General features: G+C 62.2%; 19 protein-coding genes, 1 tRNA gene and 1 pseudogene. 13 read left to right on the forward strand and 8 right to left on the reverse strand.

The annotated features are described in order from the left end of the window. The first annotated feature begins 59 nt into the window (after nt 1–59). The 4 genes and pseudogenes from OOT33_RS15330 (at nt 60) to OOT33_RS15345 (ending at nt 4,781) form a co-directional block, all read left to right on the forward strand. A complete protein-coding gene (locus OOT33_RS15330) occupies nt 60–974 on the forward strand; it encodes an enoyl-CoA hydratase-related protein (RefSeq protein WP_307751018.1) in 915 nt (304 codons plus the stop codon). Then, nucleotides 971–1,873: a CoA transferase gene (locus tag OOT33_RS15335; protein ID WP_307750903.1), complete on the forward strand. Its 903-nt coding sequence runs from the start codon at nt 971–973 to the stop codon at nt 1,871–1,873. The genes OOT33_RS15330 and OOT33_RS15335 overlap by 4 nt, the downstream gene beginning before the upstream one ends. Before the next feature lie 41 nt (nt 1,874–1,914). Next, the gene (locus OOT33_RS15340; RefSeq protein ID WP_307750904.1) at nt 1,915–3,201 is read left to right on the forward strand and encodes an amidohydrolase family protein; all 1,287 of its coding nucleotides are present in this window, start codon (nt 1,915–1,917) and stop codon (nt 3,199–3,201) included. A 383-nt stretch (nt 3,202–3,584) separates the two neighbouring features. Beyond that, nucleotides 3,585–4,781, forward strand: a pseudogene (locus tag OOT33_RS15345) (IS256 family transposase). A 244-nt stretch (nt 4,782–5,025) separates the two neighbouring features. Here OOT33_RS15345 and OOT33_RS15350 read toward each other — a convergent pair. After that, nucleotides 5,026–5,101, reverse strand: a tRNA-Lys gene (locus tag OOT33_RS15350). Nucleotides 5,102–5,423: 322 nt separating this feature from the next. On the opposite strand from OOT33_RS15350, the gene OOT33_RS15355 reads away from it, so the two are divergent. Together OOT33_RS15355 and OOT33_RS15360 are read left to right on the forward strand one after the other, a co-directional pair. Next, nucleotides 5,424–7,004 (forward strand): peptide chain release factor 3, encoded by a 1,581-nt coding sequence (locus OOT33_RS15355; RefSeq protein ID WP_307750906.1) that lies wholly within the window; start codon nt 5,424–5,426, stop codon nt 7,002–7,004. A gap of 83 nt (nt 7,005–7,087) precedes the next feature. Then, nucleotides 7,088–7,282: a DUF2892 domain-containing protein gene (locus OOT33_RS15360; protein ID WP_307750907.1), complete on the forward strand. Its 195-nt coding sequence runs from the start codon at nt 7,088–7,090 to the stop codon at nt 7,280–7,282. Nucleotide 7,283: 1 nt separating this feature from the next. Here the strand turns inward: OOT33_RS15360 and OOT33_RS15365 are convergent, their stop codons facing one another. From OOT33_RS15365 to OOT33_RS15385, 5 genes are all read right to left on the reverse strand, one after another. Next, on the reverse strand, nt 7,284–7,547 hold the full coding sequence (locus OOT33_RS15365; RefSeq protein ID WP_307750908.1) for a hypothetical protein: 264 nt from the start codon (nt 7,545–7,547) through the stop codon (nt 7,284–7,286). An 11-nt stretch (nt 7,548–7,558) separates the two neighbouring features. Next, the gene (locus tag OOT33_RS15370) at nt 7,559–7,810 is read right to left on the reverse strand and encodes a hypothetical protein (protein ID WP_307750909.1); all 252 of its coding nucleotides are present in this window, start codon (nt 7,808–7,810) and stop codon (nt 7,559–7,561) included. Between the two features lie 75 nt (nt 7,811–7,885). Further along, nucleotides 7,886–10,558: an aconitate hydratase AcnA gene (gene acnA / locus OOT33_RS15375; RefSeq protein ID WP_307750910.1), complete on the reverse strand. Its 2,673-nt coding sequence runs from the start codon at nt 10,556–10,558 to the stop codon at nt 7,886–7,888. 329 nt (nt 10,559–10,887) lie between these two features. Next, nucleotides 10,888–11,547 (reverse strand): 3-oxoacid CoA-transferase subunit B, encoded by a 660-nt coding sequence (locus OOT33_RS15380; RefSeq protein WP_307750911.1) that lies wholly within the window; start codon nt 11,545–11,547, stop codon nt 10,888–10,890. Beyond that, entirely contained in the window at nt 11,548–12,258 is a 711-nt protein-coding gene (locus tag OOT33_RS15385) for a 3-oxoacid CoA-transferase subunit A (protein ID WP_307750912.1), read from the reverse strand. Nucleotides 12,259–12,346: 88 nt separating this feature from the next. On the opposite strand from OOT33_RS15385, the gene OOT33_RS15390 reads away from it, so the two are divergent. Further along, nucleotides 12,347–13,258, forward strand: a complete 912-nt coding sequence (locus tag OOT33_RS15390) for a LysR substrate-binding domain-containing protein (protein ID WP_307750913.1) — start codon at nt 12,347–12,349, stop codon at nt 13,256–13,258. A gap of 53 nt (nt 13,259–13,311) precedes the next feature. On the opposite strand, the gene OOT33_RS15395 is transcribed toward OOT33_RS15390, so the two are convergent. Together OOT33_RS15395 and thiS are read right to left on the reverse strand one after the other, a co-directional pair. Continuing rightward, nucleotides 13,312–13,482, reverse strand: a complete 171-nt coding sequence (locus OOT33_RS15395) for a CsbD family protein (RefSeq protein ID WP_307750914.1) — start codon at nt 13,480–13,482, stop codon at nt 13,312–13,314. Nucleotides 13,483–13,577: 95 nt separating this feature from the next. After that, nucleotides 13,578–14,624 (reverse strand): sulfur carrier protein ThiS, encoded by a 1,047-nt coding sequence (gene thiS, locus OOT33_RS15400; protein WP_373690589.1) that lies wholly within the window; start codon nt 14,622–14,624, stop codon nt 13,578–13,580. A gap of 55 nt (nt 14,625–14,679) precedes the next feature. Between thiS and aroQ the strand changes: the two genes are divergently transcribed. The 6 genes from aroQ (at nt 14,680) to OOT33_RS15430 (ending at nt 18,928) form a co-directional block, all read left to right on the forward strand. Then, nucleotides 14,680–15,120, forward strand: a complete 441-nt coding sequence (gene aroQ / locus OOT33_RS15405; protein WP_307750915.1) for a type II 3-dehydroquinate dehydratase — start codon at nt 14,680–14,682, stop codon at nt 15,118–15,120. Between the two features lie 63 nt (nt 15,121–15,183). Then, complete coding sequence (gene accB / locus OOT33_RS15410) at nt 15,184–15,666, forward strand: acetyl-CoA carboxylase biotin carboxyl carrier protein (RefSeq protein WP_307750916.1); 483 nt, start codon at nt 15,184–15,186, stop codon at nt 15,664–15,666. A gap of 8 nt (nt 15,667–15,674) precedes the next feature. After that, a complete protein-coding gene (gene accC, locus OOT33_RS15415) occupies nt 15,675–17,021 on the forward strand; it encodes an acetyl-CoA carboxylase biotin carboxylase subunit (RefSeq protein ID WP_307750917.1) in 1,347 nt (448 codons plus the stop codon). Between the two features lie 95 nt (nt 17,022–17,116). Further along, nucleotides 17,117–17,758, forward strand: a complete 642-nt coding sequence (locus OOT33_RS15420; RefSeq protein ID WP_307750918.1) for an aquaporin — start codon at nt 17,117–17,119, stop codon at nt 17,756–17,758. Beyond that, complete coding sequence (locus tag OOT33_RS15425; protein ID WP_307750919.1) at nt 17,755–18,099, forward strand: ArsC/Spx/MgsR family protein; 345 nt, start codon at nt 17,755–17,757, stop codon at nt 18,097–18,099. The genes OOT33_RS15420 and OOT33_RS15425 overlap by 4 nt, the downstream gene beginning before the upstream one ends. Nucleotides 18,100–18,178: 79 nt before the next feature. After that, nucleotides 18,179–18,928, forward strand: a complete 750-nt coding sequence (locus OOT33_RS15430; RefSeq protein ID WP_307750920.1) for an AAA family ATPase — start codon at nt 18,179–18,181, stop codon at nt 18,926–18,928. Nucleotides 18,929–18,942 lie beyond the last annotated feature (14 nt).

The following is an 18,942-nucleotide window of genomic DNA, read 5'->3' on the forward strand; positions in this document are numbered from 1 at the left end:
GAGGTGAATGTTCCATAACTGACCCTTCCATAGTCTCGCCTCTTTGGGGATCGCCCTTGGTGCTGCTCACCGCGGAGCAGCCGTTACCGCCAGAAGGAGTGCGTCTGGTAGTCGATCGCAGCGCGCGACTGCCTGAACTGGATCCTCATGACTATGACGTGATGGTGACGACGCTACCGGATGCCCCTGCACCGTGGGTCAGCGTGGCTCCGCAGCGCATGGACGCACAACTGGCCAGGGCGACGACCACTGCAGCGCAAAACCCCATAGCTACTGCAATCCTCGCGCGAATATTGCGCGCGGGGGAAGGGCTGGCGTTCGATTACGCGCTGGAACTCGAGTCATTGGCCTATTCGGTTCTTTTGGGCGGCAGCGAGTTTGCAAACTGGCTGGCTTCAAGAAGGCGCACTAGCCAGGGCGACCAGGCCCCCTACCCCGTCTGCTACCAACGTGACGATGATCTTGTTACACTCATTCTGAACTCACCTAATAATCAAAATTCAATGACCGCACACATGCGTGACGCGCTTCACGAGGCTCTGGTAAATGTTCTGGAGGATCCGAGTGGCCCACGTCTTGTCTTGCGGGCCAATGGCCGTTGCTTTTCCACCGGGGGTGCGCTCTATGAATTCGGCACGGCCAAGGATTTGGCTGCTGCCCATGTGATCCGTACCTTGCGAAGCTGCTCTCGGGCGCTGCACTTGATAGGCGACCGGTCCGAAGTGCATTTGCACGGCTGTTGCATAGGGGCGGGTGCCGAGATACCCTTGGCCGCCGCGCGACGATTGGCTGCGCCCGAAACTTACTTTCAGTTGCCGGAGTTGCAGATGGGGTTGATCCCGGGGGCAGGCGGTACCGTAACTTTTGCGCGCGCGATCGGACGACACAGGCTGCTGTGGATGGCCTTGGGAGGTTTTCGTGTTGGCACAGCGCAAGCGCTGGATTGGGGCTTGATACAAGGACTTATCGGTTGATCTCCAGATTGCAGGAACGGCTGGGACGTTTTGGCTGGTCGATTGCCGACCTGCTTGATCGCGATGCCCCGGGAGGTCTGGGTGTTCCGGGGGTCATATCGTCCAACGGCTGTTGCCGCCTGGTGCGTTGCCGGGACGGATGGATCGCGCTGAATCTTTCTAGGCCGGACGATTGGGATCTCGTTCCTGCCTTGACGAACAACGGCGGGAATGGCTGGAGCTCGATCGTGAGCTGGGCTTGCGGTCAAGATGTCGAGGAGGTGCTCCATCGCGGCGTCGAACTGCACCTTCCCCTTTCCGTAGTCGGCGAGGCGGAGCCGCAAACCCTTCCCCCCTCTGATGGCGACTATGTTCCGCGCAAAGTTGTTGATTTGTCGGCGCTTTGGGCTGGCCCTCTTTGCGCAGCATTGCTTCGGCTTTCGGGGGCGCAGGTGGTACGCATCTTGAGCGTGGGAAGGCCGGACCCGACCCCGAATGCTTCACCTCAGCTCGACAGGCGCATCAATTCGGGAAAGACGCTCCTGGCCTTGGACTTGCGGACCCAGCAGGGTCGCGAGGCTCTCCTGCGCGAAGTTGCCGATGCAGACGTGTTGGTAACCTCCGCGCGGCCCGCCGCACTGATGCGATTGGGATTAGGCATCCGGGGCATCGTCCCACCAAGGTGGGTGGCCATTTCCGCGCATGGTTTCGCCGGGCGTGGAGGGTGCCGGGTTGGATTTGGGGATGATTGTGCAGCAGCAGGCGGGCTGTTGACCTGGCGCGGCGACCAGCCGCTCTTTCGCGGGGATGCGCTAGCGGATCCGTTGACCGGGCTTGAAGGCGCACTCGCTGTGCTATCCGGTGCGACCGGACTCATCGACATGGCGATGTCCCGCGTCGCAGCTGCGTACGCCCGCTAGTGCTTATATTGCGTAACGTGCGCCCCTGGGGCGTTGACGCGGTGGATATAGCCATTTCCCGCGGCAGGATCGCTGCGATCTCCAGTCACCTGTCTCTGAAGGGTGAGGAGATCGATGGACATGGCGGGACGCTTCTTCCGGGCCTGCACGACCATCATCTGCATCTTGCCGCCACGGCCGCGCGGCGGCAATCCGTCAGCTTGGCCAATCTGGTCAACGAGTCGGCCGTGATGGCGGCCTTGAGACAATCGGGCAGTCCGATAGTGCGTGCAGTGGACTATGACGAGCGCGCAGCCGGGTTGCCGGATGCCGCCTTGCTCGACAGCTGGGAACCGTCGCGCCCCCTCCGCCTTACAGACCGCACCGGGGCGCTTTGGGTGCTCAACACTGCCGCCCTTAGGCTCATTGGCGACATTACATTGCCGCCGGGCGCGGAACGGGATGCGGGGGGCAGGCCAAATGGCCGTTTCTGGCGCGAGGACGCGTGGCTCCGCCGCGCTCTGCCGCTGGCGGAGCCGGACATTTCGGCCTTGGGCGCGGAAATGTCTGCCGTCGGGCTGACCGGGGTGACCGATGCGACAGCGCACAACGGGCCTGAAGAGGCATTGTATCTTGCGGGCCAAGTGCCGCAACGGCTGGTATTGATGGGAGGGACCAGGCTCGCAGCCGGTCACGGATACTCGCTCGGCGCTCTCAAGGTGATGATTGATGAGCGTGATCCGCCTTTGCTGTCCGAGATGTCGGCGCTTATCGCGATTGCCCGTGCACAGCGGCGGGGTGTCGCGGCGCATTGCGTAACAGAAGCGGAACTAGCGCTCTATCTTGCTGCGCTGGAGGAGGCAGGTGCCGCCCGCCCCGGAGATCGCGTCGAGCATGGCGGGCTGATGACACCGGAATTGATTTCGGCCGTTGCTGCGGCCCGCCTAACGGTGGTGACGAACCCGTCCTTTATTTATGGTCGAGGGGACCGGTACCTTGCGCAAATTCCACCAGAGCATTGGGAGCACCTCTACCCTGCGGGCAGCCTGGCTCGTGCAGGAGTTCCTATGCTGGGTGGTTCTGACGCACCTTATGGCGTACTGGATCCGTGGATTGCGATGCGAGCGGCGCGCGACCGCCTGACCGCTGGGGGACAGACGATTGGAATATCCCAGCGCATCAGCCCGGAGCGCGCGCTCAAGCTCTATTGTTCAGGAGTGATTGCGCCAGGCCGGCCGGCTGACCTGATCCTATGCAATGGTACATGGCACGAAGTCCTGCGCGATCTTACGGCGGAACGAGTGGACCTGACGATCATCCAAGGCGCTGTCGCTTTCATCCGTAACTAAGCAGAACCTGCTTATAGGAGCCCCTCGAAGTAACCGCGCTGCGCACGCCTCCGGCTCCCGGCTCTGCTAAGCGGATTTTATCCCCCACTTTACCTGTCGATTAGAACCGCCCCGGGACTGCGGTTCTAATTCCGGTCTCCGGTTAGGGTAAGTTTGGCGAGGGCGTTTTCACTATCAGTGGAAACGCTCTTGTCTTTTGCCGCATTTTCCGACCCGATGACCGTTTCCGGTCCTCTTGAAAATGCCCTAGCGACTGGGTGTTCACGAGAATATGCAGCGGGTCGTGTCCCAGGTGGTGGTGTAGGGAGGTTTCCCTGAAGGGGTGGCCACCGTCGATCTTCTGGTAGGGTTCGGATGCGAACTTGAACCTGGAGAAGAAGACGATGACCGACGACAGAATGGCCCTTGTTGAGCTGATTGAGCAAGGGGCGGATAGTGATTTGGTGCGCGAGATGCTGGCGTTTGCGGCCGAGCGCATGATGGATATGGAGATTGAGGCGAGAACGGGTGCGCCCGCCGGCAGTCGCAGCCCGGCGCGAATGAACCACCGCAACGGCTACCGGGAACGGGGCTGGGACACGCGCGCCGGGCGGATCGACCTGGCGATCCCGAAGCTGCGCAAAGGCAGCTACTTTCCGAGCTTTCTTGAGCCGCGCCGCACGGCCGAGAAGGCGCTGGCGGCGGTGATTCAGGAGGCCTATGTCCATGGCGTCTCGACCCGTTCGGTCGACGATTTGGTCAAGGCGATGGGCGCCAGCGGTGTGTCGAAGAGCCAGGTGAGCCGTCTGGTCGCCGAGATCGACGAGCGGGTGAACGCCTTCCTGATGCGGCCGATTGAGGGCGAGTGGCCCTAGCTGTGGATCGACGCTACCTACCTCAAGGTCCGCGAGGGCGGGCGGATCGTCTCGACGGCGGCGATAATCGCTGTCGGGGTCAACACCGATGGCCGCCGCGAAGTGCTGGGCGTTGCCACCGGCCCTTCGGAGGCGGAGCCCTTCTGGAAAGCTTTCCTGCGCTCGCTGGCGGATCGCGGCCTGCGCGGAGTGAAGCTGGTCATCGCCGACGATCACAAGGGGCTGCGCGCCGCCGCCAGCAAGGTGTTCGCCGCGAGCCAGCAACGCTGCCGTGTACACTGGATGCGCAATGCGCTGGCACACGCTGCACCCAAACAGCGACCTGCCGTCATCGCCATGATCAAGACGATCTTCGCGCAGGAGACGACTGAAGCGGCGCACCAGCAGTGGGGGCAGGTTGCCGATGCCCTGCGCGAGAAGTTCCCGAAGCTGGCCGACATGATGGACGCATCGCGCGAGGACGTGCTCGCCTACATGGCGCTCCCGAAGGACCATTGGGCGCAGATCGCCTCCACCAACCCGCTGGAACGGGTGAACAAGGAGATCAAGCGGCGAGCCGACGTCATCGGCATCTTCCCCAACGATGCCGCCGTGATCCGCCTCGTCGGCGCGCTGATGCTGGAGCAAAATGACGAGTGGGCCGTATCGCGCCGCTACATGACGCTGGAAACAATCGGCTCGGTGAGCCATAACCCCGTTGTCAGCCTGCCAGCACTGGCCACCTGACACATACCTGATCCTGCCGTGGATCGACGGTTCCTACACCACCACCTGGGACACGACCATGCGGCGCGAATGGGGGAAGGAGTTTCCCACCGATTCTGACCGTGCCTTCCGGACATAGGCAGATAGATGGATCGATCGCTTCCGCCGCGAAGTGCCCCAGCTGAGGGCAGAGCACAATGTGATGCCCCATTGGTGCCCCGCCGGAAGGCACAGCACTCAAATCACCTCTAAGTCATTGAAAATTTGGTGGACGCACTAGGGCTCGAACCTAGGACCCGCTGATTAAGAGTCAGCTGCTCTACCAACTGAGCTATGCGTCCATATGCGGCTTAAGGGCCTGCAATCGGCGGCTTTGCGCTGCCGAGGCGGGGCCGGTAGCATGGGGAGGCGGGCATTGCAAACGGGAAATCATGTGCGCGGATAATTTGTCGCGGGTGTACCGCCTGGTTTCGCGCTGATGACGCTGAACCATGTTCGCACGCAGTTGATTTATGATTTCTCCGAACCCGCAGCCCGCCCCATCCTCCTTGCCTCCTCACGCCGACCGGCCACAGCGGGGTATACCTCCCCATCGCCAAGCCCATAAACGCAGAGTCGAAATGCGTTGATAAACCAGCGCCTCAGCCTCTATGGCGCGGGGCCATGACAATCGCTTCGCGCCGCACCTTCGCCATCATTTCCCACCCGGACGCGGGCAAGACCACGCTTACCGAAAAGCTGTTGCTTGAAGGCGGGGCGATTCACCTGGCCGGCGAGGTCAAGGCGCGCGGGGCGAACCGGCGCGCTCGGTCGGACTGGATGAAGATCGAGCAGCAGCGCGGCATTTCCGTCACCAGTTCAGTGATGACGTTCGAGCGGCCGGACAGGGATGGCAACCCGATCGTATTCAACCTGCTTGATACGCCCGGCCACGAGGACTTTTCGGAGGATACCTACCGCACGCTCACGGCCGTCGACAGCGCGGTGATGGTTATCGATGCAGCCAAGGGCATTGAGCCGCAGACGCGCAAGCTGTTCGAGGTGTGCCGCCTGCGCAACGTGCCGATCATCACCTTCGTCAACAAGGTGGATCGCGAGGGGCGCGATCCGTTCGCGCTGCTCGATGAGGTGGCGGATGCGCTGGCGCTCGATGTCTGCCCGATGAGCTGGCCGGTCGGCATGGGTGGCGAGTTTGAGGGCATCTTCGATTTTGCGACCGGCATTTTGCGCCAGCCGACCGGGGCTTCGAAGGAGTTCGAGGGCAAGGCCGCCACCTTCTCCGGGCTGAACGACGGTGGGCTGGCGAGCGCGCTTTCGGCCGGTGGCCTTGCCCGCCTGCGCGAGGAAGGCGAGCTGGCGCAGGGCGGCTACGCGGGGTTCGATCTTGCCGCATACCGCCATGGCGACCTGACGCCGGTCTATTTCGGCTCCGCGCTCAAGCTTTTCGGCGTGACAGAGCTGCTCGATGCACTCGCCGATTTCGCCCCGCCTCCGCGCGAGCAACCGGCCGAGCCCGCGCCGATCTCGCCGGAGCGGGCGGACGTCACCGGATTCATCTTCAAGGTGCAGGCGAACATGGACCCGCAACACCGGGACCGTATCGCCTTCATGCGGCTGTGCTCGGGCAGGTTCAAGCGCGGCATGAAGCTCACACCTTCCGGCTCCGGCAAGCCGATGGCGGTGCACTCCCCTATCCTCTTCTTCGCGCAGGACCGGGAGCTGGCGGACGAGGCCTATCCCGGCGACATCATCGGCATTCCCAACCACGGCACGCTGCGGGTGGGCGATACGCTCAGCGAAAAGGCGGACGTGCGCATAACCGGCCTGCCCAACTTCGCGCCCGAAATATTGCGCCGGGTGGCACTGAAGGACCCGACCAAGACCAAGCAGCTCCGAAAGGCCCTGGATGACCTCAGCGAGGAAGGCGTGATCCAGGTGTTCTACCCGGAGATCGGCAGCCAGTGGATCGTCGGCGTGGTGGGCCAGCTCCAGCTCGAGGTGCTGATTTCGCGGCTTGAGGCGGAGTATAAGGTCGAGGCGGTGCTGGAAGCGTCGCCGTTCGATACCGCGCGCTGGTTGTCCGGTACGGATGCGGCGCTAAAGAGCTTTACTGACATAAACCGCTCCAGCCTCGCCAAAGACCGAGACGGCAACCCCGTGTTCCTAGCGAAATCGGCTTGGGACGTCGGCTATCAGCAGGAGCGCAACCCTGAGGTAAAATTCAGCGCTACCAAGGAGCGATAAGCGCGCCACAATCTGCGCTCTTGACCCAGATCATTGCACGACCTCAGCGCCTTTCTACCGTTGCGGCAGGAAGGAGAACGAATATGTTCAGGAGCAATGTCGGGGGTGTAGACCGCGCGCTGCGAATCATCTTGGGGCTGGTGCTGATCGCGCTGGCTGTCACGGGCAAGCTGGTGCCGTGGAGCTGGATCGGCATCGTGCCGCTGGTCACCGGGCTATTCGGCACCTGCCCGCTTTACAGCCTGATAGGGCTGAGCACCTGCCCGATAAAGAAATAGGCTATTCCGCCGAAACTTTGCGCCTTTCGCCGCGCAAAATGCGGACCAGCGCTACGACAGCCACGCAGGCCCAGATGCCGTTCAGCGTCATCGTGGCCCAAGTGCTGTGCGCGGCGGTATAGACGACGAAGGAGCAGGCGCCGACAAGGTTCAGGAGCTGATAGCGCCAGTCCTGACGGTCAAGCCAGCCGTTGGAGTTGGCGATATAACCGCTCAGAATAAGGCTAGCCCCGCCCCAGCCTACCGCCTCGATCAGAACCGACATTACATTCCCTTTCAAGGCTGATTGTGACGCATAATCCTGAGCAGTGCATAAGCACCCACTCCTGCCCAGACGATGTTGAGGACCATCGAGGGGATGGCGCGGTGCGCCCATGTATTGATGACGAAGCCGACCGCCCCAACCATGTTGAGCCAGTGAAACAGCGCTGATTTTCCGGTGAGGCGCCCCGTAGATAGCGCAACATAAGCCGCGAACACGCAGATTGCGCCGATCCAGCCCGCAGCCTCGATAGCTATCCCGCTCATATATCTCTCCAAGAAAATGGCGGGGGAAGCCAAGCCTCGCCCCGCCACCTGTTTCGTTAACGACGCCTAGCTGGCTTATGACGCCAGCTTGCGCAGCACATAGTGCAGGATGCCGCCGTTGCGGAAATATTCGACCTCGTTGGCCGTATCGATCCGGCACAGCGCGGTGAAGGTGAATACGCTGCCGTCCTTGCGCGTCACGACGACGGTCACGTCCTGCCGCGGCTGAAGGTCCGCCACGCCGGTGATCGTGAACGTGTCGTCGCCGGTGAGGCCGAGGCTCTCCCGCGTCTCACCGTTCTTGAACTGCAGCGGCAGCACGCCCATCCCAACGAGGTTGGAGCGATGGATGCGCTCGAAGCTCTCGACAATGACCGCGCGCACGCCCAGCAGGTTGGTGCCCTTCGCAGCCCAATCACGGCTGGAGCCGGTGCCATATTCCTTGCCCGCAATGACGACCATCGGCGTGCCATCGGCCTTGTGCTTCATCGCGACGTCATAGATCGGCGCGACTTCGGTGCCATAGCGGCTCATGCCGCCCTCGATGCCCGGCACCATCTCGTTCTTGATGCGGATATTGGCGAAGGTGCCGCGCATCATCACCTCGTGATGACCGCGCCGCGCACCATAGCTGTTGAAGTCCGCCTTGCTCACCTGATGCTCCATCAGCCACTTGCCGGCGGGCGAGTCCGCCTTGATGTTGCCGGCGGGCGAGATGTGGTCGGTGGTGATCGAGTCGCCCAGGATCGCGAGTGGCTTGGCGCCGACGATGTCCTGCACCGGGGCGGGCGTCATGCTCATGCCCTCGAAATAGGGCGGATTGGCGACATAGGTGGAGCCTGCGCGCCATTGGTAGGTTTCCGAACCGGTGACGTCGATCGCCTGCCAATGCGCGTCTCCCTTGTAGACGTCGGCATAGCGTGCCTGGAACATCGCGCGGTCCATGCAGCCCGCCATGGTGGAGAAGACCTCCTCGTTGGTCGGCCAGATGTCCTTGAGGAACACGTCCTGCCCGTCCTTGCCCTGGCCGATCGGCGTGGTGGTGAAATTGTCGATGACCGTGCCCTTCAGCGCATAGGCGACGACCAGCGGTGGGCTGGCGAGGAAGTTGGCGCGCACGTCAGGCGAAACGCGGCCCTCGAAGTTACGGTTGCCGGAGATCACGGCGGCGGCAACGAGGCCATTGTCGTTGATCGCCTTGCTGATCGGGTCCGCTAGAGGGCCGGAGTTGCCGATGCAGGTGGTGCAGCCATAGCCGACGAGGTTGAAGCCGACATTGTCGAGGTGGGTCTGCAGACCTGCCTTGTTCAGATAATCGGTGACGACCTGGGATCCGGGAGCCAGCGATGTCTTGACCCAGGGCTTGGGCTTGAGACCCAGCTCGTCCGCCTTCTTAGCGACAAGACCGGCGGCGACCAGCACGCCGGGGTTCGACGTGTTGGTGCAGCTCGTGATCGCGGCGATCATGACGTCGCCGTCGCCGATGGTGAAGTCCTTGCCCTCAACAGGCACGCGCGCATTGGCCTTCTTGTAGGTTTCGGCCATGTCCTTGGCGAACACATCGTCCACCTCGTTGAGGTCGACCCGGTCCTGCGGCCGCTTCGGTCCGGCGAGCGAGGGAACGACACTGCCGAGGTCCAGTTCCAGCGTGGAGGAGAAGATCGGCTCGACAGCGGGGTCGATCCAGAAGCCCTGTTCCTTGGCATAGGCCTCGACCAGCGCGATATTCTCTTCGGTGCGGCCGGTGAGGCGCAGATAATCGAGCGTCTTGTCGTCAATGCCGAAGAAACCGCAGGTCGCGCCATATTCGGGCGCCATGTTGGCGAGCGTCGCGCGATCGGCCAGCGTCAGCGCGGCAAGGCCGGGGCCATAATATTCGACGAAGCGGCCCACCACGCCATGCTTGCGCAGCATGTTGGTACAGGTGAGCACGAGGTCTGTCGCGGTGACGCCTTCCTTCAGCGTGCCGGTTAGCTTGAAGCCGACGACTTCGGGGATGAGCATGGAAACCGGCTGGCCCAGCATCGCCGCCTCGGCCTCAATGCCGCCAACGCCCCAGCCAAGAACGCCAAGGCCATTCACCATCGTCGTGTGACTGTCCGTGCCGACGCAGGTGTCGGGATAGGCGACGATCTCTCCGCTGGCGTCTGCGCTCGTCCACACCGTCTGAGCGATATTTTCAAGGTTGACCTGATGGCAGATGCCGGTGCCCGGCGGCACCGCATAGAAATTGGCGAGCGACTTGGAGCCCCATTTGAGGAAGTCATAGCGCTCCATGTTGCGCTGATATTCGATTTCGACGTTCTGCTCGAACGCCTTGGGGTGACCAAACTCATCGACCATGACCGAGTGGTCGATCACGAGGTTGACCGGTACCAGCGGGTTGATCTTGCTGGTGTCTCCACCGAGCTTCGCGATCGCATCGCGCATGGCGGCAAGGTCCACCACGCACGGCACGCCGGTGAAGTCCTGCAGCAGCACGCGCGCCGGGCGATACTGGATTTCGTTGGAAGATTCGCTGGGGTTCTTTTGCCAGTCGACTACCGCCTGGATATCGGACGTCGAAACGGTAAACCCGCCATCTTCGAAGCGCAGCAGATTTTCGAGCAGGACTTTCATGCTGAAGGGGAGGCGAGAAACGTCACCAAGCTTTTCCGCCGCCTTCTTGAGCGAGTAGATGGCGTAGTTTTTGCCGCCGACGCTAAGCGTCTGGCGCGTGCCCAGAGAGTCCTGTCCGATTGCTGTCATTGCGTGCTTCTCCATCGCAAAAAGTGCCTGGGCCGGGCCGGATGGGGAGGATGAGTGGAGCGACCGACCGTGAAGGCGAGCCGCGCGGAGCAGCCTTGCCTGATCTGTATCGCCCCCGCCCATCAACCGGCGGTCAAAGCAGGTTAACCCGATGCCGCAGCGCAATAACGGATAAGGGCCAAGAGTCAACGCACGGCGGGGTTTTCTGCACGATAGTCTTACATATTATATAGTGTTGCCGACGCGCGGGCGGCACAAAAAGTCGAGCCGCCCTTGCGAGCGGCTCGACCCCGTGCAGGCTCGTATGCCTGGCCGTCGGCCAAGCGAAACTAGCGGATGTAGTGGGCCGTCGTCCTGGCGGCGACGTCCTCGGGCGTGACGCCGGGCGCGGTCTCAATCAACCGGAATGGGCTATTGTGATCGGGCCGGGCGAACACAGCGAGGTCAGTGATAACCATATCCACCACATTCTTGCCGGTAAGCGGCAGGGTGCAGGCCGGAATGAACTTCGGGCTGCCATCCTTGGCGCAATGCTCCATGACGACGATGATCTTCTTGACACCGGCGACAAGATCCATCGCGCCGCCCATGCCTTTGATCATCTTGCCGGGGATCATCCAGTTGGCGATGTCGCCGCCCTCCGAAATCTCCATTGCACCCAATACGGTAAGGTCGATCTTGCCGCCGCGGATCATCGCGAAGCTCTGGGCGCTATCGAAATAGGCGGAGTGGGGCAGCTCGCTGATCGTCTGCTTGCCGGCGTTGATAAGGTCGGCGTCTTCCTCTCCCTCAAACGGGAACGGGCCGATGCCGAGCATGCCATTCTCAGATTGCAGCGTCACGGTCATGCCGGCAGGCACATGGTTCGCCACCAGCGTGGGGATGCCGATACCGAGGTTGACGTAGAACCCGTCCTGCAGCTCCTTGGCGGCGCGGGCGGCCATCTGGTCGCGGGTCCAACCTTGGGTCAGGCCATCATGCGTCGTCATTTAAACGGCCTCCCTGCTACGCGTGGTCCGGAACTCGATTTTCTTGTCATAGGGAGCGCCGACGATCATGCGCTGCACATAGACACCCGGCAGATGAATGCTGTCGGGATCGATGCTGCCGGCGGGTACCACTTCCTCCACCTCCACCACACAGACCTTGCCGCAAGTGGCGGCAGGCACGTTGAAATTGCGTGCAGTCTTGCGGAATACAACGTTGCCGGTTTCATCAGCCTTCCAGGCCTTCACCAGCGCAAGATCGGCGACGATTCCGCGCTCGAGGACATAATCCTGCCCGTCGAAATTCTTGACTTCCTTCCCCTCGGCGACAAGCGTGCCGACACCTGTCTTGGTGTAGAAGCCGGGAATGCCCGCTCCGCCCGCGCGCATACGCTCTGCCAGCGTCCCCTGAGGGCAAAATTCCACCTCCAGCTCGCCAGCCAAATACTGCCGCTCGAACTCCTTGTTCTCGCCCACGTAGGAAGAGATCATCTTCTTCACTTGCCGGGTGCGCAGCAGCTTGCCGATGCCTTCGTTGTCGATGCCCGCATTGTTGCTTGCGAAAGTCAGGCCCGTCACTCCGCTGTCGCGCACAGCATCGAGCAGCCGTTCCGGGATACCGCATAGGCCAAAGCCACCGCTGGCGATGAGAATATCATTCTTGAGCAGGCCATTGAGCGCCGCTGCAGCGTCAGGAAAGAGTTTTTTTGACATTGGGATCCTTGGGTTCACGCGCAGACATTGTCATAGCCGACGACAATCATCATTACCAATGATTTATATTTTGTGATATTGATAAGTAATGTCTATCAATAGAATTGCATTCTACCATATCGAGACACTGTTATGGATTGCTCGGCTAGGCACGTTCGGGGCTGCGGCGGAGCGGCTCAAGACGACCCAGCCCGCCATCTCCGCTCGGGTGCGTGAGCTGGAACATCATCTCGGCACCTCTCTTTTTCGCAGGGAAGGCCGGACAATGACGCTGACACCCGCCGGGCGGCAACTGGTGCGTGAAAGCGAACCCCTGATGGCGGGCTTCCAGAGCCTGCTGCATAGCGCTGGAGATACGGCGGAGACGGCAGGTATCGTGCGCATCGGCGCGGGAGAAATTGCGGCGGCCAGCTGTCTACCTGGCTTTGTAGCAGAGCTGCAAAGGACATGGCCCAATCTCTCGCTAGAGATAGAGATCGCACTGACAGCTGATCTTATCCAGCAGATACTTACCGGCAGGACCGATCTTGTCTTCGGAGCGGGGCGTATCGCCCATCCAGCGCTTCGGACCACCTCGATCGGCGCGGTGGACCTGCTCCTGCTCGCCAGCCCGACCACGATTGGCGCGATCGAGGCACAGGGGAACGCAACAAACTTCCCGATATGGTCACTCTCCAGCCACTCTCCGCTCTATCACATTATGAAACAGGCGATCGCCGCTTCGGGCATCACTTCCCGCTCCGTAAATCTGTGCAATAATGCGCGCATGATGATCGACATTGTCGCGGCGGGCGGCGGGATCGGCATATTTCCGCATTCGATGGTCCGACAGGCGCTTGAGGACGGCGCTTTGGCGCTGGTTCCTGGAGCGATGGACATTCCGCCGGTCGAGTTTCAGGTTGCGATCCGCGCGGGGGAGACTGACCCACTCATCCTTCACATATTCGAACGCGCGGGCCAGCTGGATATTCGCGCCATGTCAACGCCCCTAGCATCTTAATGAAAGGGCCGTCCCATCGGAACGGCCCTTCATCGGGAGTAACAGGAAGGCCGTCAGACTTTGTTGCCGAACGCACCTTTCACGCTGCCAGCAGCCTTCTGGGCTTTGCCCTTGACTTCCTGCGCCGCACCACGGTCGCGCGTATCGGGATTGCCGCTCTGCTGCTTTGCCTTGCCAACGGCCTCGTTCGCAGCACCTTTTGCCTTGTCGATCAACTCACCCATCGTTCGTCTCCTTCGTTGGGAACGAAAGGAAAACGGACGATGTCAGGGCGATGTTCCGGCAGTTGCGACGAGCGGTTGGCCGCGCGCCCGGCCGGTCAGATTAGCCCTGCTAATGGGCTTGACGGGTCAGCATACAGGCGCTTGCCCATACGCCCGGCGAGGTAAGCCATCCGGCCCGCCTCCACACCGGCTTTCATCGCGCGGGCCATCAGCACCGGGTCTTTCGCCTCGGCGATGGCAGTGTTCATCAGCACACCAGCGCAGCCCAGCTCCATTGCTTCCGCAGCCTCGGACGCGGTGCCGACGCCCGCATCGACCAATACCGGGAGCGATGTACCCTCCACGATCAGCCGGATCGTCACCTTGTTCTGAATGCCGAGGCCCGAACCGATCGGCGCGCCCAGCGGCATGATCGCCACCGCGCCCGCATCCTCCAGCCGCTTCGCCGCGATCGGGTCGTCGACGCAATAGACCATCGGCTTGAAACCTTCCTTCGCGAGCACCTCGGTCGCGCGCAGCGTCTCGACCATATCGGGGTAGAGCGTGCGCGCCTCGCCCAGCACCTCGAGCTTCACCAGCTCCCAGCCGCCCGCCTCGCGCGCCAGCCTCAGCGTGCGGATCGCTTCCTCGCCGGTGAAGCAACCCGCAGTGTTGGGCAGATAGGTGATCTTCGTCGGGTCGATATAGTCAGTCAACATTGGCGCATTGGGGTCAGACACATTAACGCGACGTACCGCCACCGTAACAATTTCCGCGCCGGACGCTTCTACGGCAGCGGCGTTCTGCTCAAAGCTCTTATACTTGCCGGTGCCCACGATCAGGCGCGAGCGGAAGGTCTTGCCCGCAACGCTCCAGCTGTCCTCCGTCACCGCCGCCGCATGGTCGCCACCGCCTACGAAGTGCACGATTTCCAGCTCGTCGCCATCCTCGACCATGACCTGTGCCAGGGTCGAGCGCGGCACGACCTCGAGGTTGCGCTCGACAGCGATCTTTTCCGGCACAAAGCCCAGTTCGCTCGCCAGCGCGGCAAGGCTCAGCCCCTCGCGCACCCGGCGATGCTCGCCATTGATCCGGATCGAAATATTCCCGTCAATGCTCAACTCTAGACCTTCCGCCAAAACCGCCATATCAAGACGCTGCATATAGGGACGCTTAGGCGTGCATCGCAACCGCTCTTGCACGCGGACAGGGGAATACATGGCAGAAGACCGGACAATATGGGTGCTCAACGGGCCCAACCTCAATCTGCTGGGCAGCCGGGAACCGGAAATCTATGGCTATGACACGCTGGACGACATCGCAGAGCGAATGAGCGATGTCGCCGCGCGTGCGCATGTCGAGCTCGAATTTCGCCAGTCCAACCATGAGGGACATCTGATCGACTGGCTGCACGAGGCGGCGGCAAGCGGCGCGCATGCCGTGATCCTCAACCCCGGCGGATTGACACACACCTCGGTGGCGCTGCTCGATGCTGTCCGCAGCATCACCGTGCCTGTGATAGAGGTGCACCTCTCCAACCCCCATGCGCGCGAGGAGTTTCGTCGCAAATCCTATGTCGGCATGGGCGCCAAGGGGACCATCGCGGGCTTTGGGCCGTTGTCCTACATGCTGGCACTTGAGGCAGCGCTGGAGCTTTAACCGGTTGCGCTCTGCGCCAATCCGCAATAGGCGCAATCGCCAAATATCCTATTCAGAGGGCATATGAACGACAAAGCAGACAAGGGCGCAATGCAGATCGACGTCAATCTGGTGCGCGAACTGGCGGATATGCTGGACTCGACCAACCTCACCGAGATCGAGGTTGAAGACGGGGACCGCAAGATCCGCGTCGCGCGGAAGGTTCAGGTAGCATCAGGCGCGCCGGTTTATGCTCCGGCTCCCGTACCGCAGGCCGCCGCAGCACCTGCCGCGCCGCAAGCCGACGCCGCGTCTGCCCCTGCGGCATCTGCGGGAAATGCGGTCAAATCGCCGATGGTCGGCACCGCCTATCTGTCCCCCGAGCCGGGGGCAGCGCCGTTCATTCATGTCGGGCATCAGGTAAAGGCGGGCGACACGCTGCTTATTGTCGAGGCGATGAAGGTGATGAACCAGATTCACGCCCCCGCGGCTGGAACGGTGAAGGCCATATTGGTCGAGAGCGGCCAGCCGGTCGAGTTCGATCAACCGCTCGTGGTCATTGAGTAAGGCTGACCATGGGCATAGAGAAACTGCTCATCGCCAATCGCGGCGAGATTGCGCTGCGTATCCACCGCGCCTGCCATGAAATGGGTATCAAGACCGTGGCGGTGCACTCCACGGCGGATGCAGACGCAATGCATGTGCGCCTTGCCGATGAGGCCGTCTGCATCGGCCCTCCGGCGGCGCGCGACAGCTATCTCAACATCGCCAATATCATTTCCGCCGCCGAAATCTCAGGTGCCGACGCCATCCACCCGGGTTATGGCTTCCTTTCCGAAAACGCCCAGTTCGCCGAAATCGTCGAGGCGCATGGCCTGATCTTCGTCGGCCCCAAGCCGGAGCACATCCGCATCATGGGCGACAAGGTGGAGGCAAAGCGCACGGCAGGCGCGCTCGGCCTGCCACTCGTGCCGGGTTCCGATGGCGCGATCACGGATCTGGCCGAAGCCAAAAAGCTCGCGCACGAGGTCGGCTATCCCGTGCTCATCAAGGCCGCGTCCGGCGGCGGCGGGCGCGGCATGAAGGTGGTGCAGAGCGAGGACCAGCTCGAAACTTCGATCCAACAGGCCGGCAGCGAAGCCAAGGCGGCGTTCGGCGACGACACCGTCTATATGGAAAAATATCTGGGCAACCCGCGCCATATCGAATTTCAGGTGTTTGGCGACGGCGAGGGCAACGCCATTCATCTGGGAGAGCGCGATTGCTCGCTTCAGCGCCGCCACCAGAAGGTGCTCGAAGAAGCCCCCTCCCCCGTCATCTCCGCCGCCGACCGCGATCGCATGGGCGGCATCGTCGCCAAAGCGATGGCCGATATGGGCTATCGCGGCGCGGGCACGATCGAATTCCTGTGGGAAAACGGCGAGTTCTACTTCATCGAGATGAACACGCGGCTTCAGGTTGAGCACCCCGTCACCGAAATGATCACCGGCGTCGATCTGGTGCGTGAGCAGATCCGGGTGGCAGAGGGGCGGCCGCTCTCGGTCGCGCAGGAGGACCTGCGCTTCACGGGCCACGCCATCGAGTGCCGCATCAACGCCGAAGACCCTCAGACCTTCGCGCCCTCGCCCGGCACCGTCACCAGCTATCATGTGCCGGGCGGCATGCATGTGCGCGTCGATAGCGGACTCTATCAGGGCTACAGGGTGCCGCCTTACTACGACAGCATGATCGGCAAGCTGATCGTCTATGGCCGCACGCGCGAGGGCTGCATCATGCGCCTGAAGAGGGCTTTAGAGGAATATGTGATCGAGGGGATGAAAACCACCATCCCGCTGCACCAGAAGCTGCTGCGCGATCCCGAATTTCAGAACGGCGACTATACCATCAAATGGCTGGAAGAGTGGCTGGCGAAGGATAATTGATCCGAAACAGGCAGCTTCGCAGCGTTCGGATATGCGGTGCCTGCCCAAACACAAAATGTCATCAAACTGTAACATTTGCGATGAATGGCTCTGCCATGAAACGCATCCTCGCCTCCGAACTGCTCGGCACCGCCCTGCTGGTGGCGACCGTCATCGGCTCTGGCATCATGGCAGACCGGCTCAGCGGTGGGAATGACGCGCTCGCCCTGCTCGGCAACACAGCGGCGACAGCGGCGGTGCTCTATGTGCTCATATCGCTTCTCGGCCCGATCAGCGGCGCACAGTTCAACCCGGCAGTGACGCTGTTTCTGGACCGCAGGCACAATCGCGGCGCGGTCATCCTCGCGCAGGTGGCCGGAGGTGTGTTGGGCGCGATGCTGGCACACGCGATGTTCGGGCTGGAGCCTGTGCAGCAGGGCGTCCATGCCCGAGCGACTCAGGGCGAATGGCTCGGGGAGGCGGTCGCCACCTTTGGCCTGCTGCTCACCATCCGCCTTGGCTTGCATTATCGGGCGGAGGCTCTACCCGCGCTGGTTGCGGCGTGGATCACGGCAGGCTACTGGTTCACCAGTTCTACGAGCTTCGCCAATCCGGCAGTCACGCTGGCGCGCACGCTGACCGGCAGTTTCTCGGGCATCCGCCCGGTCGATGCACCCGCATTCGTCCTGATGCAGCTGCTGGGCGCGGGCGCGGCGGTGGCTTTGTCCGGCTGGCTCATGAAGGAAGACAAGGCATGAAAGCGACGATCTGGCATAATCCCAACTGCGGCACTTCGCGCAAGACGCTGGCGATCCTGGAGGAGACGCCGGGCGTTGACCTCACCGTCATCGAATATCTCAAGAACCCCTATACGCGCGACAAGCTGGTCCAGCTGTTCCGTGACGCGGGCGTCACCCCGGCGCAGGCCATTCGCAAGATGGGCACTGACGCAGAGGAGCGCGGCCTGCCCGATATGGAGGATGACGCCATCCTCAATGAAATGGCTGCGAACCCCGCCTATGTGAACCGCCCGTTCGTGGAGACAGACAAAGGCGTGCGCTTCTGCCGCCCGCAGGATGTGGTGCGCGAGATTTTGTGACACACGGTGTCACAGGCCGGTAACATTCACCTGATCTAGCTCTTGCGGAACGCGCCGTTCGCGCGTTAGCATCTGCAGCATGAGCAAGGGCGACGATTTGGCGACCATCGCGGTCTATTCCCTGAAAGGCGGCGTTGGCAAGACGACCTTCGCGGTCAATCTCGCGTGGGCATCTGCGAAGAACAGCGCGCGCCGCACGCTTTTGTGGGATCTCGACCCACAGGCGGCCGCGACCTGGATGCTCTCCGCCAACGCCAAGGGGCGAGACGAGGCGCAGGCGATCTTCAGCAAGGATGTCGATGTCGAGGCGCTGATCCGCCCGTCGACGGTGGAGGGGATAGACCTGATCGCGGCAGACACATCGCTGCGCGGGCTGGATCGGCTCTTCTTCGAGCTGGGCAAGAAAAAGCGGTTGGCGAAGCTGATCGAAGGCCTTTCCAAGCGATACGACCGCATCATCCTCGATTGCCCGCCCGGCCTCACCGAAACGTCAGAACAGGTGTTGCGCGCTGCCGATATCGTGATCGTGCCCGTGATCCCCTCCCCCCTGTCCCAGCGCGCGCTGGGCGAGGTGGCGCGTTATCTGGTGCAACGCGGCGATGGCCATTCCCCGATCCTGCCGGTCTATTCGATGGTCGACCGCCGCCGCAGCCTGCATCGCACCGCGACGGAGGAGAATCCCAACTGGCCCGCCGTGCCGATGGCAAGCGCGGTCGAGCAGATGGCCGCGCGCCGCAAGCCGATCGGCGAGTTCGCGCCCACTAGCCCGGCTGCGAAACAGTTCGCATATCTCTGGCAGGCGATCGAGCGACGACTGGCCAAGCGCTAAGACCGAGCGCCTCG

Source organism: Sphingobium sp. DEHP117 (assembly GCF_030867385.1).
Taxonomy (GTDB): domain Bacteria; phylum Pseudomonadota; class Alphaproteobacteria; order Sphingomonadales; family Sphingomonadaceae; genus Sphingobium.

Coding starts and splice junctions, on each gene's coding strand:
- thiS (WP_373690589.1), bottom strand. CDS start 14,624: ATGCAGCGTCTTGATATGGCGGTTTTGGCGGAAGGTCTAGAGTTGAGC.
- OOT33_RS15425 (WP_307750919.1), top strand. CDS start 17,755: ATGAAAGCGACGATCTGGCATAATCCCAACTGCGGCACTTCGCGCAAG.
- OOT33_RS15360 (WP_307750907.1), top strand. CDS start 7,088: ATGTTCAGGAGCAATGTCGGGGGTGTAGACCGCGCGCTGCGAATCATC.
- aroQ (WP_307750915.1), top strand. CDS start 14,680: ATGGCAGAAGACCGGACAATATGGGTGCTCAACGGGCCCAACCTCAAT.
- OOT33_RS15395 (WP_307750914.1), bottom strand. CDS start 13,482: ATGGGTGAGTTGATCGACAAGGCAAAAGGTGCTGCGAACGAGGCCGTT.
- OOT33_RS15390 (WP_307750913.1), top strand. CDS start 12,347: ATGTCTATCAATAGAATTGCATTCTACCATATCGAGACACTGTTATGG.
- acnA (WP_307750910.1), bottom strand. CDS start 10,558: ATGACAGCAATCGGACAGGACTCTCTGGGCACGCGCCAGACGCTTAGC.
- OOT33_RS15420 (WP_307750918.1), top strand. CDS start 17,117: ATGAAACGCATCCTCGCCTCCGAACTGCTCGGCACCGCCCTGCTGGTG.
- accC (WP_307750917.1), top strand. CDS start 15,675: ATGGGCATAGAGAAACTGCTCATCGCCAATCGCGGCGAGATTGCGCTG.
- OOT33_RS15355 (WP_307750906.1), top strand. CDS start 5,424: ATGACAATCGCTTCGCGCCGCACCTTCGCCATCATTTCCCACCCGGAC.
- accB (WP_307750916.1), top strand. CDS start 15,184: ATGAACGACAAAGCAGACAAGGGCGCAATGCAGATCGACGTCAATCTG.
- OOT33_RS15380 (WP_307750911.1), bottom strand. CDS start 11,547: ATGACGACGCATGATGGCCTGACCCAAGGTTGGACCCGCGACCAGATG.
- OOT33_RS15370 (WP_307750909.1), bottom strand. CDS start 7,810: ATGAGCGGGATAGCTATCGAGGCTGCGGGCTGGATCGGCGCAATCTGC.
- OOT33_RS15430 (WP_307750920.1), top strand. CDS start 18,179: ATGAGCAAGGGCGACGATTTGGCGACCATCGCGGTCTATTCCCTGAAA.
- OOT33_RS15385 (WP_307750912.1), bottom strand. CDS start 12,258: ATGTCAAAAAAACTCTTTCCTGACGCTGCAGCGGCGCTCAATGGCCTG.
- OOT33_RS15365 (WP_307750908.1), bottom strand. CDS start 7,547: ATGTCGGTTCTGATCGAGGCGGTAGGCTGGGGCGGGGCTAGCCTTATT.